The 16811-nt window shown below is 71.8% G+C and carries 13 protein-coding genes; 5 read left to right on the top strand and 8 right to left on the bottom strand.

The window, feature by feature from the left end; translation table 11 throughout:
- Nucleotides 1-245: 245 nt before the first annotated feature.
- From ABZ783_RS26525 to ABZ783_RS26510, 4 genes are all read right to left on the bottom strand, one after another.
- On the bottom strand, nucleotides 246-1232 hold the full coding sequence (locus ABZ783_RS26525; RefSeq protein ID WP_357442559.1) for a transcriptional regulator TrmB: 987 nt from the start codon (nucleotides 1230-1232) through the stop codon (nucleotides 246-248).
- Nucleotides 1233-1369: 137 nt separating this feature from the next.
- Nucleotides 1370-5074 (bottom strand): S8 family serine peptidase, encoded by a 3705-nt coding sequence (locus tag ABZ783_RS26520; RefSeq protein ID WP_357442557.1) that lies wholly within the window; start codon nucleotides 5072-5074, stop codon nucleotides 1370-1372.
- 180 nt (nucleotides 5075-5254) lie between these two features.
- Nucleotides 5255-5824, bottom strand: a complete 570-nt coding sequence (locus ABZ783_RS26515) for a DUF305 domain-containing protein (protein ID WP_357442555.1) — start codon at nucleotides 5822-5824, stop codon at nucleotides 5255-5257.
- Nucleotides 5825-5899: 75 nt separating this feature from the next.
- Nucleotides 5900-6640: a lytic polysaccharide monooxygenase gene (locus ABZ783_RS26510; RefSeq protein WP_357442552.1), complete on the bottom strand. Its 741-nt coding sequence runs from the start codon at nucleotides 6638-6640 to the stop codon at nucleotides 5900-5902.
- Nucleotides 6641-6803: 163 nt separating this feature from the next.
- Between ABZ783_RS26510 and ABZ783_RS26505 the strand changes: the two genes are divergently transcribed.
- From ABZ783_RS26505 to ABZ783_RS26495, 3 genes are all read left to right on the top strand, one after another.
- On the top strand, nucleotides 6804-8231 hold the full coding sequence (locus tag ABZ783_RS26505; protein ID WP_357442550.1) for a hypothetical protein: 1428 nt from the start codon (nucleotides 6804-6806) through the stop codon (nucleotides 8229-8231).
- A gap of 78 nt (nucleotides 8232-8309) precedes the next feature.
- Entirely contained in the window at nucleotides 8310-8699 is a 390-nt protein-coding gene (locus ABZ783_RS26500; RefSeq protein ID WP_357442548.1) for a DUF2267 domain-containing protein, read from the top strand.
- A 137-nt stretch (nucleotides 8700-8836) separates the two neighbouring features.
- Complete coding sequence (locus ABZ783_RS26495) at nucleotides 8837-10186, top strand: transposase (RefSeq protein WP_357442546.1); 1350 nt, start codon at nucleotides 8837-8839, stop codon at nucleotides 10184-10186.
- A 116-nt stretch (nucleotides 10187-10302) separates the two neighbouring features.
- Here the strand turns inward: ABZ783_RS26495 and ABZ783_RS26490 are convergent, their stop codons facing one another.
- The 3 genes from ABZ783_RS26490 to ABZ783_RS26480 all read right to left on the bottom strand — a co-directional run bounded on the left by ABZ783_RS26490 (nucleotide 10303) and on the right by ABZ783_RS26480 (nucleotide 13353).
- On the bottom strand, nucleotides 10303-11940 hold the full coding sequence (locus ABZ783_RS26490) for an MFS transporter (RefSeq protein WP_357442544.1): 1638 nt from the start codon (nucleotides 11938-11940) through the stop codon (nucleotides 10303-10305).
- Nucleotides 11934-12629 (bottom strand): SDR family oxidoreductase, encoded by a 696-nt coding sequence (locus ABZ783_RS26485; protein WP_357442542.1) that lies wholly within the window; start codon nucleotides 12627-12629, stop codon nucleotides 11934-11936. The genes ABZ783_RS26490 and ABZ783_RS26485 overlap by 7 nt, the downstream gene beginning before the upstream one ends.
- Before the next feature lie 145 nt (nucleotides 12630-12774).
- On the bottom strand, nucleotides 12775-13353 hold the full coding sequence (locus ABZ783_RS26480) for a type 1 glutamine amidotransferase domain-containing protein (RefSeq protein ID WP_357442540.1): 579 nt from the start codon (nucleotides 13351-13353) through the stop codon (nucleotides 12775-12777).
- 291 nt (nucleotides 13354-13644) lie between these two features.
- Here ABZ783_RS26480 and ABZ783_RS26475 point away from each other — a divergent pair, with 291 nt between their 5' ends.
- Together ABZ783_RS26475 and ABZ783_RS26470 are read left to right on the top strand one after the other, a co-directional pair.
- Nucleotides 13645-14619, top strand: a complete 975-nt coding sequence (locus ABZ783_RS26475) for an SRPBCC family protein (RefSeq protein WP_357442538.1) — start codon at nucleotides 13645-13647, stop codon at nucleotides 14617-14619.
- Nucleotides 14620-14629: 10 nt separating this feature from the next.
- Complete coding sequence (locus ABZ783_RS26470) at nucleotides 14630-15805, top strand: zinc-dependent alcohol dehydrogenase (protein ID WP_357442536.1); 1176 nt, start codon at nucleotides 14630-14632, stop codon at nucleotides 15803-15805.
- A 93-nt stretch (nucleotides 15806-15898) separates the two neighbouring features.
- Here the strand turns inward: ABZ783_RS26470 and ABZ783_RS26465 are convergent, their stop codons facing one another.
- The gene (locus tag ABZ783_RS26465; RefSeq protein ID WP_357442534.1) at nucleotides 15899-16780 is read right to left on the bottom strand and encodes a phosphatase PAP2 family protein; all 882 of its coding nucleotides are present in this window, start codon (nucleotides 16778-16780) and stop codon (nucleotides 15899-15901) included.
- Nucleotides 16781-16811 lie beyond the last annotated feature (31 nt).

The following is a 16811-nucleotide window of genomic DNA, read 5'->3' as shown; positions in this document are numbered from 1 at the left end:
CCCGGCCTTCACGTTCAGTAACCAGACCCGTGCGAGGTGAATTGCATCGACGCTACGGTGCCCTTTACCAGCTGATCATCCGACGAGTGGCGAAACATTCGGCCACTACCTCCTACGCCTGTCGCGGTTCACCCGGTGACACCAAAGTGGAGGTCCACATGCGGCGGAGACTGCGGGATCCGTTGCCGAAACGAGGCTTACGTGGCAGTGCTCCGCAGTGGACGCCGACCGGACGCTCGGACCGGTCACGCCCAGTTGTGGCGGGCGGCGTACCAGCCGAGTTGCATCCGGCTCTGAACGCCGGCGAGATCCATCAGGTAACGGAGGCGGCGTTGCAGGGTTCGCAGGGACAGGTCGAGCTGGCTGGCGACCGCCTGATCCGTGAGTCCGGCCAGCAGCAGAGCCAGGATCCTGCGGTCCAACCCGGTTGGCGCCGGGAAGTCCACGCCCTGGGCGTCCTCGGTGGTGAGCTCGCCGAATGCGGAAACGTCGAGTGGATGGGCGCCGCGCCACACGATCTCGAACAGCGCATCCATCGCCGTGAGCAGGCCGGCACGGTGCAGCACCACCGCCCCGGGCTCGTCGCCCGGCGTGATGGTCAAGGGCACCAGGCCCAGTTCGGCGTCGGCCAGCATGAGCTTGATCGGTAACGACTCGGCCACTCGCACCTCGACGCCCCTGCGCAGCGAGTCGATGGTCTCGGCGACGACGCCCGGCTCGGCGAGCACCGCCCGGTCAACCACGACCCGGTAACGCACACCCTGAGCCACCAGCTGCGACTCGGCCGAATTCTCACCCGGCGGTACAGCGACGAACGGTGTGGTGACGAAGCTGCGAACCTGGGTACGGGCGGCGTGCTGCACCTGCGCGAACCGATGCCGGACCGCCTCGACGCCCGTGACCACCTCGATCAACTCGCTGATGGTGCGGCCCGCCATCGCCTTGCGGTGCTCCTCGGCGAGGTTGACCAGCGCCAGTTCGGCGATGCGCAGGGCTGCCCGTCGTTCGCTGATCATCGCACCGAGCGCGAGCGCGGGCGGTGCCGCGGCGTACTCGCCGTCGGGCGTGGACTTCACCAGACCGCACGCCGCCAGCTGCGCCAGCGCCGCCTCGACCGCGGACGCGGACAGGTGCAGGGCTTCGCTCAGCTCCGCCGAGTTGGCCTGGGCACGTCCGGCCAGCACGCCGTACACCGCTTCGTGTTCGGGGCTCAGACCCAACGCGCCCAGCATCGGCGGCCGCCTCCCCTGCACCTGTCGCTGCGGGGAGAGTATGCGCCACAGTGTTGGATCTTGCCCAGACCCAGGTGGGGATGGGAAAGACGGGACGGGCCCCGGGACGTCGCCGCCCCAGGGCCCCTCGAACGGTCTCACCGGAGGCCGTACGCCCGAATGATCTCCTGCTTGATGCCGAAGCCGGCGTCGGTGGTCGCGGTGGCTCGCACCGACAGGAAGCCGCCCGGCTGATTCGCCAGCTTGAGCGCGCCGTTCCACCAGTCGCCGGTGCCCTTGCTCAGGGTCACCTGCTGCCAATTGGCGCCGTCGTCGTACGACACCTCCAGGGTCACCGACGTGACGTTGCCGGTGCTGGGCCCGCCGCCCGCCTGCGGGATCGGCTTGAGGCGGATCCCCTCGGTGGTGCCCGCCTTCACGTCGCCGTACAGGTCGGTGTCGAGGCGATACTCCATCTGCAGCAACGCGAACGGTTCGAAGTTGTCCGCCTCGTTGGAGCTGGAGACGAAGTCCCACTCGGTGTGCGTGCGGGTCGACAGCCGCCACTGCTCGGCCGGGCGGGATGCGTCCAGCACGAGGCGGTACGGCAGCGTGCCGGCCGGCACCGACTGCCACTGCATGCTCGACGAGAACTTGTTCTCGTACAGCATCCGGTCGCCCTGGTAGAGCTTCAGGTTGGTCGGCACCGAGCCCCACTCCAGGTTGCCGCCGTGCTCCAGCCCCTCCCCGGACGGGCTCCAGGCCTGGACGTTGATGGTCATGTAGTCGCGGTAGCGGCTGTTCTGGACCGCGAACGCCCGGTTGAACGCCGGCCGGATGGCCGGGGCGAACCAGTCGTGGCGGGTGGTGCTGCCCTTGGCGTACGTGTTGCGGTTGGCCGTGTCCGTCCAGCTGCCCTGCACGTGCGACTCGTGCCAGGCCTGCTCCGGGGTGACCCACTCGGTGCGGGTGGCGGGGTGCCACTCCCGCTCCTGGAAGCCGAGGGACGGTTTGAAGGTCATGTCGTACCGGTAGCCGCCGCCGTCCATTCCCCCGGTGACGCTGTAGTAGCGCGCGTCGATCCGGGCCAGGTCATTCCTGTTCGGATGGTAGGTGAGCGCCCGGTCCGGCACCTGCCCGGAGTAGTTGCGGGTGAGGTCGTAGACGTAGCTCGCGTACGGCACCTGGTTGGTGATCAGCGGCAACGTGCCGGCCTTGGCCAGACTGATCAGTCGCGCCCCGGCGTCGCGGTGCACGGTGGCGACCGGGATCGGCGACGTGCCGACCGACTCGTTGAGCACGCCGACGCCGTCGTTGACGACCAGCAGCAGCTTCGCCCCGGCGGCCACGGCGGCGGCGGTACGGTCCCTGGCGCTGACCACGTCGCTGCGGGTCACCACCACAGCCTTGCCCTTCGCGTCGAGCCGGGCGTAGTCGGCGGCCGCACCGGTGCCCGCGTAGACCGCGGGCAGGGTCTCCCGGCCGGCGGTGAGGGTGCTGCCCGGCTGGACCGTCACGTCCACGGCCGGCAGGCCGGGGACATCCACGCTGAGCTGCGGCTCGCCCTTGCGCCACCGGGTGGCCATCGTGAACGACCCCTGGCTGACCTTGTCGGTCGGCGTGACGTAGAGATCGTCGTACTTGATCGGCACCACGAACCCGTCCCGGAAGCTGTCGCCGTTGGCGTACGTGACGGTGTAGTCGAGCTTGCGCTGCCGGTCCTGGCTCCGCTGCGGCGCGACGGTGTCCAGCAGGCGCGCCTTGCTCGCGTCCAGCACCACCTCGGCTCCGGAGCCGTCGAGCACGGTCTCCGGGTCCACCAGCAGGGCGAGGCCGAGCGAGTCGGCCCGCTCACCCGGAACGTCCAGCGTCGACTCGACCGTGTAGGTGCCCGGCGGCATCCGCAGCGTCATCTCACCGTCGACAGTGAGCACCCACGGGTAGAACTCGCCGGCCTTCTTGATCACCACGTTCGAGGCGGCGGGCTTGCCGTCCCGGCCGATCAGCTTGACCTTCAGGTCGTAGCGCTCGTCCTCCTTGAGCAGACCCAGCGAGGTACGGGTGACCGCGGTACCCGTGGCGGCGTCGGTGCCCACGAGGTAGCCGGTGAACTGGCCGGTGCCGGGCTTGGTCGGGTCACCGGTGACCGGCACGCTCACGCTCCCACCCGCGGGCACCGTCACCGAGGAGGCGCCCAGTGCGAACGGGCCCGAACCGGCGATCGCCAGGTTCAGCGTCACGGCGCTGCTGCCCGAGTTGGTGAACGTCACCTGCTTGGTCACCGGGGCGTCGGTGGACTCGTGCGGCCAGTCGAAGTTGCCGAAGAAGACCGAGCCGCTGGCCCGGACAGTCGCCCGCACGGCGGCGGCGACGTCAAGCCGGCCGGTGCCCACCTCGTACGCCGAGTACCCGGCGGCCAGCCCCTTCGCACTGCTCATCAGCGCGTCCTTCAGCTGCGCGCCGGACCAGTCGGGGTGACGCTGGGCCAGGATCGCCGCGGCGCCCGAGACGTGCGGGGTGGCCATCGACGTGCCGCTGATGCTCCGGTACAGGCCGGAGCCCGTGGTCATCTGCTGCGAGCGGGCGGCGGTGATGTCGACGCCGGGGGCGGTGATGTCCGGCTTGAGGGCACCGCTGCGCACCAGCGGACCGGTGCTGGAGAAGTACGCCAACCGGTCCTGCTTGTCGACGGCACCGACCGTCAGGGCGCTGGCGGCCGAGCTGGGCGTGCCGATGCTCTGCGGCCCGGCGTTGCCGGAAGCGATGACGAACAGCGTGCCGTACTGCGCGGACAGCGTGTCGACCGCCACCGCCATCGGGTCGGTCCCGTCGGAGAGCGTCGGGTCGCTCAGGCTCATGCTGACCACGTCCGCCCCGGATTCGGCCGCCCACTGCATGCCGGCGAGCACCCAGGAGTCCAGGCCGGAACCGGCGTTGTTGAGCACCTTGCCCACGATGAGGTCCGCGCCGGGCGCGACACCCTTGTACGAGCCGCCGGACGCCGCACCGGTGCCCACGATCGTCGAGGCGACGTGGGTGCCGTGACCGTTGACGTCCGCCGTGTCCTCGTCCGGTACGAAGCTGACCTTGTCGTCGATCTGGTTGACGAGGTCGGGATGGCTGGCGTCCACCCCGGTGTCCAGTACGGCGACCTTCACCCCGCGGCCGTCGTACCCGGCAGCCCACGCCTGCGGCGCGCCGATCTGCGGCACGCTCTCCTTGAGGCTGGCGGTGACCCGGCCGTCCAGCCAGAGCTTCTCAACGCCATTGGCGAGCGCCCGGCTGGACCCGGGGGCGGCCGGGGCAAGGGTGGTCCAGAAGGAGCGGGTGTGCCGCTTGTCCACCGCCAGCGCGGCGGCACCGACCCGCCGCAGGTCGCGGACCAGCTTCGCGCCCTGGGGCGGGACCGGCTTGGCGGTACGCGCCCTGGCCGGCGCGTACGTGCTGATCAGGGGCACGCTCGCGGTCGTCGCGTCGTCGTAGCCCATCTCGATGAGATCGGTGACGTTGAACAGCCGCCGGTCCAGCTTGTCGGCGGCCAGCAGGGGCAGTACCTCGTCGGGCAGGACGAACAGGTCTTCGCCGCTCTCCTGCAGGTGGACGCCGCCGGTGGCGTTGTCGGGCCGGTCGACATCGACCGTCTCCGCGCCGCCGACGGAGGTGGTCACCGTGACCACATCGCCGGTGATCAGGGTAACGGTGTGCGTCGACTTGATCGGGGCCTTGAGGGCGGTGACCGGGTTCGCCGCGGTCGCCGGCGCCTGGACCCCGGCGATTCCGCCAGTGATCAGGCCGGCTGCCGTCACGGCGGCGATCAGCCGCCGGACCCGGCCAGGCATAGAGGGCGGTAATGGTGATGACATGCGAAACGTTCTACCCTCGGCGTCGCGGCCGAATAAATAGCTGTCACTGGCGGAGTCGCGCCAAGGCATCACCCCGCCACCGGCAGACGCCGGCGCGGAACAGCGGCGGGAACGCGTGGAGGCGAGCAGGGGCGGCCAGCCGCCAGCTCTTCCGGAGGGTCGGTCCGCCCGTCCGTACCGTCATCGCCCGGGCGGCGCGGCCGGGAGCTTCGCCATCAGCTCAACCTCGGCGGTGCGCGACCGTTCGATGCGCCGGGCCAGCTCCCGGACCCGCTCGCTGCTGCCGGCACGCACCTGCGCCCGGGCCAGGCCGGCCGCCGTGCGCTGGTGCGCGCTGAGCACGTCCAGGAGCACCCGGTCCACGTCGCCGGGCGCGGCGGCGCGCAGCCGGGCGAGGCCGGCGACGGCGTCGCTGTGTCCGGAGTGATCGTGCCGGGCGGCGACGGCCATCGCCGAAGGGCCGGCGTCGCGCAACCAGCCGCGCATGCTGGCCAGTTCGTCGGTCTCGGTGACGTCGATGGCGGCGATGAGCGTACGGATCCGGGTGTCCGCCGCGCGGTCGAGCCCGAGCCGGACGATCTCCAGGGTCTGCTCGGTGTGCGCCACCATCATGGTCAGGAACAGCACGTCGATGCCGCTGGTCGGGGTGTCGGCGGCCGCGCTCGGCGCGGGGGCGGGTCGCGGCGGATCTGGTGCGCACCCGGCGGACAGCAGGATCATCAGCAGGGCGGCGGGCAGCAGACGACGCATGCCGTTCCTCCGTTCCGTCGGCCGGGGGCCGGGGGCCGGGTGCGGCACACGCCCGGCGTGGCCGCACCCGGGCGGTCAGATCTGGAGCCACAGCGCCGGGGTGTTCGGCGGCTCCCATCCCGGGAGCGCGGTGTGCGCCTGACGGCAGCGGTACGTCAGGCCGTTGTAGGTCACCTGGTCACCGACCTGGTAGGCCCGGCCGGCGGTCCACGTGCCGCCCGGGGCGGGCGAGTTGGTCGGGCTCACCGTCGGGCTGGGCGTGGGCGACGGCGTGGTCGGGGTCGGGCTGGGCGTCGGCCCACCACCGCCGCCGATCTGCAGGTCGACGCAGGAGTAGAAGGCGTTGGCGGTGTCGGCGATGTTCCAGATCGCGAGGAGCTTCTGGCGGCCGGAGAACCCGCCGAGGTTGACGGTGTGCGACACGGTGGCGTCGGGCTGGCGGCCGCCGCCGTCGAAGACGCCGACCCGGGTGTTGCCGATCCAGTACTCCCAGTTGCTGGTGGCGTGGCGGGCGGTGTTGACCCAGGTGAACGTGACCGTGCTGCCGACCGAGGTGGCCGGCCAGTTGCGGCTGTCGTCGTTCAGCACGGCGAACTGGGCGATCCCGGCGTGGCAGCTCCGCAGCCCCTTCGGGCCTTCGACGCTCTGCGGCTCGTACTTGATCTGACCGCAGTCCGGGACGCGGTTCTGGGCGCACAGCGCCTGGCGGCTGGGGGGCGAGGAGACGTACCCGTGGGCCTGGGCGGGCGCGGCGACGGCCAGGGTGGACGCGACGACGCCCGTCGTGAGGAGCGGGAGGCTGATTCTTCGACGCATGACGGCTTCTCCTTCCGGGGGGACACGTGGGAGATGGGATGAACATAAGTTAAACCTTGTTAACAGTAAAGACTGCTGTCTATATATTTCCCAGCCGCAGATCGGCCGCCCGTGAGTACGCGGGCTCAGGTGCCCGGGCCAGCGGCGTACCACGATCACGGACATGACAAATGCCGACGGCGCCCGAGGACTCGTCGCGCTGCAGCTCGGGGCGGTGTGGGCGCTGGGCGGCCTGCTGCTGCCGGCTGTGGTGCAGGGGTTGGCACCGCTGCTCTTCATCGGTTGGGGCGCGGTGCTGGCCGGCGCGCTGGGCGGCGTCGCCGCCGTCGTCACGTGTCTATGGCTGGTCATCACCCCCACCGGCTCGGTATCGGTCCTCGGCGGGACCGCGCCGCGCCGGGCCGGCTGGGCGCTACTGGTCTTCGGGGGCGGTGCCGCACTGTGGCGGTTGGGCTGGGCCGTGACCGACGAGGCGCAACTTGGGGTCAGCAACCATCAGGTCCTGACCATCGTCCTCGGAGGTGTGCCGTTCGTCCTGATGGCAGGGATGCTCCTGCGCCCACGGCCGCTCCGGCTCGGCGCAGCGGCGGCGCTCGTCGGGGTCGCCGCGCTCGGACTGCTCGCGTTGAAACATCTCGGCCCGGACGAGCTGCCGATGCGCCTGCAATCCGCCGGCCTCGACCGCAGCACCGCCTACGCGGTGGAGATCCCCGGCTACCGCCCGGTCGACGACGCCTACGGCGGTCGGCTCGGCACCGGGGACTTCCTGCCCGCCGACCCGAACGCCGTCCCGCCGCCGCGATACGTCACCATCGTCGCCTATGGACCGTCGGCGTGGCGCGACGGCAAGTGCCAGATCCCCGTGGACTCGCACCTGTCCACCGCCGACTGCACTCTGGAGTCCGGCGGCCTGGCCTACGTCCACGGGGTGGTGGAGCACGGATACCGGGTCCGTCGCGGTGCGGCGAGCGTCGTGGTGGCCGGGTCGCTGGCCGTCGACCGGCAACTCCTGCGCCAGGCCGCCCTGACGGTCCGTCCCGCTTCGGCAGCCGAGCGAGCGACGGCAGCGGCGCCCGAGAGGATATTCGTGGCGGACGTACCGGGCTATCGCGGGCAGCCCATGGGCATTCCGCCCGGCATGAGCTATGAGCCGGCCGACCATTCCAGCGGGCCGCAGAGCGTGCTCATCTCGCTCCACGCCGTCCGGGCGGCCAGTGACGAAATCTGCTTCCAGGTCATTTGCCAACCGGAAGGCGACGGACTGACCTACGTCCGGGGTGACGCGACGCAGGGCTACGTACTGCGGCGCGGGGAGGTCAACGTCCGGGTCACCGGCGGCGTCTCCGTGGACCGCGCGCTGCTGCGCCAGGTCGCGCTGGCCGCCCGTCTGGCCACCGACGCGGAGCTGCTCCGCGCCCTGCCGCCAGCACCCGCCGACGGTCCCCTCGACCGGCTACGCACCTGGCTACGGGAGCACCCGGAGGCTTCCGCGCCGCCATGCCGGGCCTCTGGGCGCACCGGATGCCGCCGAAGCAGGCGCACCGGCCGACGACACATGCCAGGATCATCCTCGCGGGCGGCATTTGTCTGAGGCCGCCGTCTGCCGGCACGCGGTCGCGGCCCATCCGGCGCCGGGGCCTCGATGAGCTGCGGCTGTGGTGAGGGCGGAATGAAATATCAGGAATTCGTGGCGCGGGTGCGGGAACGGGGCGAGTACGACGACGCCGCGGAGACGCAGCAGGTGATCAGCGTGGTGGTGACCGCCCTCGCGGAACGGCTGACCGCGGACGAGGCACGACAGCTTGGCTCGCAACTGCCGGAACAGCTGGGCGACTTCCTGGAGACCACGACCGGCGGCGGCCAACGCGTCGGAGTGGCCGAATTCCTCCAGCGAATCAGCGACGGGACCGGCGCGACCGAGCGAACCGCCGAGTGGGACGCCAGCGCGGTCCTGACGACCATCGCCGACGCGGTGTCCGGCGGGGAGCTCAACGACGTGTTGACCCAGCTGCCGTCCGGTTACGCCACACTGTTCGGCCGGCCCAGCGTGTCCGGCTAGTGCGGTGTCCACTTACGTTCGCCGGGTTGGCCGGCCGGAAATTGTCGTACCCGTCGGGTTGGGTGTGGCTCGTGCCTCGTCGTCGGGATCCCGCCGCGCCCAGGGTGGTGTACCGCACTGCTCGTGTGGCGTTGCGGGTGACGTCGGGGCAGCGGCGGCGGTGCTTCGGCCTGCTGCGCTCGGCCGGTGACGTGTGGGCGTGTGTCCTGGAGATCAACGGGTGGCGGTGCCGCCGCCACGACGCGCCGCTGGTTGGTTATCAGGCGTTGTGCCGGGAGTTGGCTGGGTCGGGGTCGGGCACGTTCGGGGAGTTGGACAGCGCGGGTGCCCGGTCGGTGTTGCGGCGGTTCTCCGATGCGTGGTTCGCGGCGGCGAAAGCCCGCCAGGACGGTGACCTGTCGGCGCGGTTTCCGCGGCGTCGGCGGGCGTTGATGCCGGTGCGTTGGTATCACGGCACGTTCACCCTGGACGGGCGGCGGGTGCGTGTCCCGACCGCGCAAGGCGCGTCGCCGTTGTGGATCCGGTTGGCGCGGGAGGTGCCGTATCCGGTCGAGCAGGTCCGCTCGGTCACCCTGCTGTGCGAGGGCGGCCGGCTGTTCCTCGACATCACCGCCGAGGTCCCCGTGGCGGTGTATCCGCCCGGTGAGGGGCCGGACCCGGCCAGGGTTGCCGGGGTCGACCTGGGCATCATCCACCCGTATGCGGTGGCTGGCCCGGACGGTGAGGGCCTGTTGGTGTCGGGGCGGGCGATCCGCGCCGAGCACCGTATGCATCTCGCCGACACCAAAACCCGCCGCCGCGCCGTGGCCTACCGGGCGCCGAAGCCGGGCCAGAAAGGGTCACGGCGGTGGCGGAAATACCGCCGCCGGGCCCGGCTGGTGGAGGGCCGGCACAAGCGCCGGGTCCGGCAGGCCCAACACGAAGCAGCCCGTGAGGTCGTGTCCTGGGCGGTGGAGCAGCGAGTCGGTGTGCTCAGGGTAGGTAACCCGCGCGATGTGTTGGACATCGATGCGGGGCGGCGGCACAACCTGCGGCTGCGGCAGTGGCAGATCGGCCGCCTCCTGCAAATCCTGGAAGACAAGGCCACCCTGGCGGGCATCACCGTCGACCCGGTCAACGAACGCGGCACCTCCTCCACCTGCCCCACCTGCCTGCGGCGGGTACCGAAACCCCGCGGCCGGACCCTGTCCTGCCCACACTGCCAGTTCACCGGGCACCGCGACCTGATCGCGGCCGCCATCATCGCCACCCGCACCCCGGGCGGCGGACCCACCACCCCCACAGCAGCGGTTGTGCTGCCGAAGGTGGTCACGCACCGTCGAGCCGGCCGACACCTACCCGGTGCCGGCCAGTCCCGGCGTGATCCCCGCCGCCCACCCCGGGTGTCGAGAGGATCAGTTGGCCCGCGGAGGCCCGCCCCACCACCAGGTTGGGAGTCGCTCGCCATAACGGCGAGGATCCACAACGGTGCACCGGAAACCCGGTGAACGTTAGTGGACACCGCACTAGCATCCGGAACGGGGGGCCCGGAACCACGGCCCAGGGCTGACGAACGGCCAGCGCCCGACGCGGCACACGCCGCTTGCGCTGCCGGCGGCGCCGGTCACGCCGCCGCCTGATGGTCGGTCATCGCCAGGTCGGCCGCGGCCGGCAGCAGGTGGCGCACCTCCGGCGCGCCCGCGGCGAGTTCCCGGGCCCGGTCCTCGGCCTGCTGGTCGGCCTCCGTCAACCGGCCACCGTGCTGGCGCAGGTGCTCGTCCCAGGACGGCACCAGATAGACCTCGGTGAGCTGGTCCGGGGTCTCCCCGGCGCGAAACAGGCCCCATCGCATCGCCCCGGTGCGCTGCCGGAAGCCGCGGATGTGGTCCATCGCCGCCAGGAACTCGGCCTCCCGCTCCGGCCGGACGGTGTACGTGACCAGCACCAGCACCGGACCGATCCGGGGGTCCGGTTCGAGCACCAGCGACAGCGGCGGCCGGTAGACGGCCGGATCCTTGATCACCCCGCGCAGGTCCGGCAGCGGCCAGATCTGGGAGGTCAACGCGCCGATCAGCATCAGCACGGCGGCGACGTAGAACGCGGTGACCAGCCCACCGAAGTCGGCCACCACGCCCCACACGAACGCGCCGACCGCCTGCCCGCCGCCCTGGACCACCTGGTAGACGGCCAGGCCGCGGGCGCGTACCCAGGCCGGCAGGAACAGCTGGATCTCGGCGTTGACGTTGGCCAGGACGGCCACCCAGGCCACCCCGGCGGGCAGCAGCGCGACCAGCACCACCGGGATGATCCGCACCGACGCCACCACGGCCAGCGTCGCCCCGTACAGGACCCCGGCGACCAGCAGGAACTGATTGGCGGTCATCCGGGTGCGGATCCACGGCAGCAGCAGGGCGCCCACGATGGCGCCCACGCCGAGCGCGGCCAGCAACAGGCCGTATCCGCTGGAGCCCAGGCCGAGCCGCCGGCTGGCCACCAGCGGCAGCAACGCCCACAGCGCGCTCGCCGGGATCACGAACACCAGCGCGCGGCGCAGCAGCCGGCGCACGGTCGGCGAGTGGCGCACGTACCGGCCGCCGGCCCGAAGCGCGGCGGTGAACCGCTCGGGCACCTCGACGGCGCGGGCGTCGCCGGGCCGCCACCGGGCCAGCGCCAGCGCGAACACCAGGAACGCCACGGCGTTGAAGCCGAAGACCGGGGCCACGCCCGCCCGGGAGATCAGCACACCGGCCACGGCCGGCCCCACCGCCCGGGCCACGTTGACGCTGATCGAGCCGAGCGCGGAAGCCGAGCGCAACTGCTCGCGGGACACCAGCTCCGGGATCACCGCCGCCCAGGCCGGCAGGGTCAGCGCCTGCCCCACGCCGAAGGCGAACGTGAGCGTGAGCAGCAGCGCCGGCGGCATCCGCCCGGCCGCCGTGAGCAGCGTCAACCCCAGCGCCACCGCGACCATGAAGAGTTGCACGGCGATCAGCAGGTGCCGCCGGTCGAAGGTGTCCGCGAGGGCGCCCGCGGGCAGCGCCAGCAGCAGCATCGGCAGCAGGCTGGCGGTCTGCACCAGGGCCACCAGGGTGGAGGCGTCGGACGTGTGGACCAGCAGCCACTGGGCGCCGACCGTCTGCATCCAGGTGCCGATGTTCGCCGCGAGCAGGGCCAGCCACAGGCTGCGGTAGACCGCCGTCCGCAACGGCGCCCACGCCGAGATCTGTGGCTCGGCCGCGGTGGCGTCGTTGGCGGCTACCACCGGCCGTCCGCCCGGAGTACCCGCTCCCCGGAGACGTACAGGTCGTCGGGGGTGAACTGGAGCAGCCGGACCACTTCGGGCGCGACCTGCTCGGGCATGGCGTAGATCTGGTCGAGGAACTCGTCGCCGACCCGCTCCTGCAGCCGGGTGGGCATCGGCCCCGGGTGCAACTGCATGACCTTGATCCGGTTGCTGTGCTGCGCCTCGGCCAGCGACTCGATCAGGCTGGTGCCGTAACTCTTGGTCGCCCGATAGACGGGAATGCCGGGACGGGCCCGGGTCACCGCCATCGCGCCGACGTACACCAGGTTGCCGAAGTCCTGCCGGTGCAGGTGGTGCAGGGCCTCCCGGCACAGGAACGTGGTGCCGAGCACGTTGACCTCGACCGCGCGGCGGATCCGCTGCGGGGACAGTTCCTCCAGGTCACCGCCCGCCCACACCGACGCGCACGCGGCGACGCCGTCGATCACCTCGTACCGGTCGACCGCAGCGGCGAACGCGTCCCGGACCTGCTCGTAGGAGGAGATGTCGCAGACGATCCCGGCGCACTTCAGGTCGTCGGCCACCGCCGCGACCTCGTCGGGCACGTCACCCAGAACGATCACCTGATGCTCCTCGACGAGCAGGCGGGCGACGGCCAGACCGAGTCCACTGGTCCCTCCGGCCACGATGAAGGTTCTGGCGCCCATGCCTCTCCAGTCCGTCGCGACGCGCGAGCGGTACGCGGTGGGTGACCCGGAGTGCCTTCCCGCTCGGGCCGGTTCCACACCCCGCGGCGGGCGCAGAGGCGGGCGCTGGACCGGGCGCGGATCCCGGACCAGCGCGCGGCACGCGTCAGGCCGCTGCCGTCTGGCGGTGCGTACCCTCGGCGAACTCCTCGACCATCTTGTCGCAGAACGCCGGCAGGTCACCCGGGGCGCGGCTGGTGACCAGACCGTTGTCCACCTGGACCTGCTGGTCGACCCAGTTCCCGCCCGCGTTGACGATGTCGGTGTGCAGACTGGGGAACGAGGTGACCGTCCGCCCCTTGACCATCCCGGTCTCGACCAGCGACCACGGGCCGTGGCAGATCGCCGCCACCGGCTTGTTCTGCTGGAAGAACGCCTTGACGAAGTTCATCGCCGCCTGGTTCATCCGGAGCCGGTCCGGGTTGACCGCCCCGCCGGGCAGCACCAGGGCGTCGTAGTCGGCGGGATCCGCCTGGTCCACCGTACGGTCCACCCGGTAGCGGTTGGCCGGGTTGATGTCCCGGTTCATGGACTGGATCTCGCCGGACTTGATGGAAATGAGCTGTGCCTCGGCACCCGCCTGCTCCGCGGCGGCCCGGGACTGCGTGTACTCGATCTCCTCCACCCCGTCGGCGGCGAGGAAGGCGACTCGCTTACCGCGCAGCGGCTGCTGGGCGTTGGCCATGATGCAGACTCCCTTCGCGGCGCCGCCCCTGCGGCGGCGCGCTCGTCCCCAGCCGCGTTCCCGAGGCCGGCCTGGACAAACGGACCCGCAGCGGCACGGCCCGCGGGACAATCCGGCGCCGCGACTGCCGGTCGTGCGTCGTGGCGAGCGGCGGTCCCCACGGCCTGGCCGGCCGGTGGATTCGACCCGAGTCACGGGTGTGGGGCCGGATTTTGCGGGAAAGGCACGCCGGCCAGTACCGGACGCCACGCCGTTCGCCGGCACCAACTACTCGAAGACGGGTGAGCAGGCATGACAGGAAAGACGACCATGGGGGTCCGCTCGGTGACGGACACCCTCGGGATCGAGCGAGCGGCGCAGGACCGCGGATCGGAAGGGCTGGCGCGTCTGCTCGGCTGGGTCAGCCTCGGTCTCGGCGTGACCGCCCTCGCCGGCGGGTCCAGGGTCGCCCAGGCATGCGGCGTCGACGATTCACGCACCGCCCGGATGGTCCTGCGTGCCGCCGGCGCCCGGGAGCTGGGCCACGCCGCCACGCTGCTGATTCCGCGCCGGGCCGGCCTGGCCGGGTGGACCCGGGTCGCCGGTGACGTGCTGGACCTGGCCGCGACCGGCCAGGCGATGCGTAACCGCCGCGGCGAGCGGCGGCGCCGGCTGACGTACACCATGGCCGCCCTCGCCGGGATCACCGCGGTCGACCTGTACGCCTCGATCCGTGCGACCCAGCGCCGCCGGGTCTACGACGGCGGCCGGGCCTACGGCTCGGTGACGGTCAACCGCACCCCCGAGGAGACCTACAACTTCTGGCACGACTTCGAGAACCTGCCCCGCTTCATGTACCACCTCGAGTCGGTACGCCGGACGGACCCACGCCGGTCCCGGTGGACCGCGAAGGCCCCCGCCGGCCGGAGCGTGCAGTGGGAGGCCGAGATCATCGAGGACCGGCCCAACCAGCTGATCCGGTGGCGTTCCCTCGACGGCGCGCGGGTGCCGAACGGCGGCAGCGTGCGGTTCATGCCGGCCGCCGGCAACCGGGGCACGGAGGTGCGGGTCGAGCTGGAGTACTCAGTGCCCGGCCGCGCCATGGGCCGGCTGGCGGCACGCGCGTTCGGCGAGAACCCGCAACAACAGATCTGCGACGACCTACGGCGGTTCAAGCAGGTCATCGAGACCGGTGAGATCGCCCGATCCGACGGCATGCCGGACGGGACGAGCGTCAAGGCGCAGGCCCGGCAGCGCCCGGCCCGACCGCTGGCCCGGATCGCGTGAGGGGGACAAGATGAAAGCCAACTGCTGGATCGCTCCGAACCGGGTGGCGGTCGAAGACGTACCGGACCCGCAGATCCTCAACCCCCGCGACGCCGTGGTCCGGGTGACCTCGTCCGCCATCTGCGGCTCCGACCTGCACCTGCTCGACGGGTTCATCCCCGCGATGAAGCGCGGTGACATCCTCGGGCACGAGTTCATGGGCGAGATCGTGGAACTCGGCCAGAGCGCGCGGGACGGGCTGCGCGTCGGCGACCGGGTGGTCGTCGGCTTCCCCATCGCCTGCGGTGACTGCATCTCCTGCCAGAACGGGCTCTACTCGGTCTGCGAGAACTCCAACCCGAACGCCGCGATCGCGGAGCTGGCGATGGGCCACTCCCCCGCCGGCATCTTCGGCTACTCCCACCTGATGGGCGGGTACGCGGGCGGCCAGGCGCAGTACGTGCGGGTGCCCTACGCCGACGTCGGCGCCCTCAAGATCGAGGACGACCTGCCGGACGAGAAGCTGCTGTTTTTGTCCGACGTGCTGCCCACTGGTTACATGGCCGCCGAGCAGTGCGACATCAAGCCCGGCGACACCGTCGCCATCTGGGGTGCCGGTCCGGTCGGCCAGTTGGCCACCGTCAGCGCCTACCTGCTGGGCGCCGGCCGCGTGATCGTCATCGACCGGTACCCGTACCGGCTGCGGATGGCTCGGGACAAGGCCGGCGCGGAGACGATCAACTACGAGGAGACCGACGTCCTGGACACGCTGCGGGAGATGACCGCCGGCCGGGGCCCGGACGCGTGCATCGACGCGGTCGGGATGGAGGGGCACCACGCGTCGGCGGCGCTGCACGCGTACGACCGGGCGAAGCAGGCGGCCAAGGTGGAGACGGACCGGCCGCACGCGCTGCGCGAGGCGATCCTGAGCTGCCGCAACGGCGGCACGATCATGGCCATCGGCGCGTACGGCGGGTTCATCGACAAGTTTCCGATGGGCTCGTTCATGAACCGCTCGCTGACCATGCGCTCCGGTCAGGCCCACGTGCAGCGCTACATGCGGCCGCTGCTGGAGCGGATCCGCCGGGGCGAGATCGACCCCAGCTTCATCATCACCCACACCCTGCGGCTCCAGGACACGCCCCAGGGCTACGACATCTTCAAGAACAAGCAGGAAGACTGCGTCAAGGTCATCCTGAAGCCCTAACCGACCGGCCCGGGCCGCGGCCACCGGACGCGGGCGAGCAGATCGACCTCGCACCGCGACGCCGAGGCCGGGGGAACCCCGGGCGGGCGGTGGCTATCTGCGGGCCGCGCGCTGCCACCGGCCGGCGGGCCGGGTCCGGTCCGGGAGGGACGCGCCGGGACGGCCGCGGCGCCCCCGCAGCGGCGGCACGTGGCGGCCGGTCCGCGTCATGCCGTCCGGCACCGCCGCGGCGACCGGTCGGCGGCCGCTGCCCGGTCTGGGCAGCACCGCCAGGAGGACGCCGAGCAGTGCCGCGGCGACCAGGCAGTCAAGCCAGTAGTGGTTGCCGGTGGCGACGACCACCAGCAGCGTGGCGAGTGGGTGCGCCAGCCAGAGCCAGCGCAGCCGGCTGGCCGTGGCCCTGACCAGCACGAGGGCGACGACCAGCGCCCAGCCGACGTGTAGGGACGGCATGGCGGCGTACTGGTTGCTCACCGTGTCGGCCTCGGGTGCGCCGTAGACCGTGGGCCCGAACCGGCTCGCGGTGTCGACCATGCCGGTCCCGCCGGTCAGCCGCGGCGGAGCGAGCGGGAAGAGGAAGTGCAGCACCAGCGCGGCCGCAGTGAGCGTGGCGAGCAGCCGACGGGCCCACCGGTAGTGCGCGGGGTGGCGCACGTACAACCACACCAGGCAGAGGATTGTGGCCGGGAAGTGCACGTAGGCGTAGTACTCGTTGGCCAGTCGCACCAGCAGTTCGTGGGCGAGCAGCGGCTGCTGGAGGGTGGTCTCGCCGGGCAGGTGGAGCAGCCGTTCCCACCGCCAGACCCGTTCCCCGTTGAGCACCGCGGTCGGCGCCCGGCCCGCGGCGGCGACCCGACCGATCTTGTACGCGAGGAACAGCGCGGCGACGAACGCCAGTTCGCGTGCCGCGCGGCGCAGGGCGCCGTTGCGCCGCCCGTCGGGTCCCGCCGTCGGGGCCGCCGCCGTGGTGTCCACACGTTCTCGATTCGGTCACGACCGGCGGATG

It is taken from the genome of Micromonospora sp. NPDC047738 (genome assembly GCF_040642675.1).
In the GTDB taxonomy this organism is placed as follows: Bacteria; Actinomycetota; Actinomycetes; order Mycobacteriales; family Micromonosporaceae; genus Micromonospora.
This window is presented reverse-complemented; position numbering and strand designations above follow the sequence as displayed.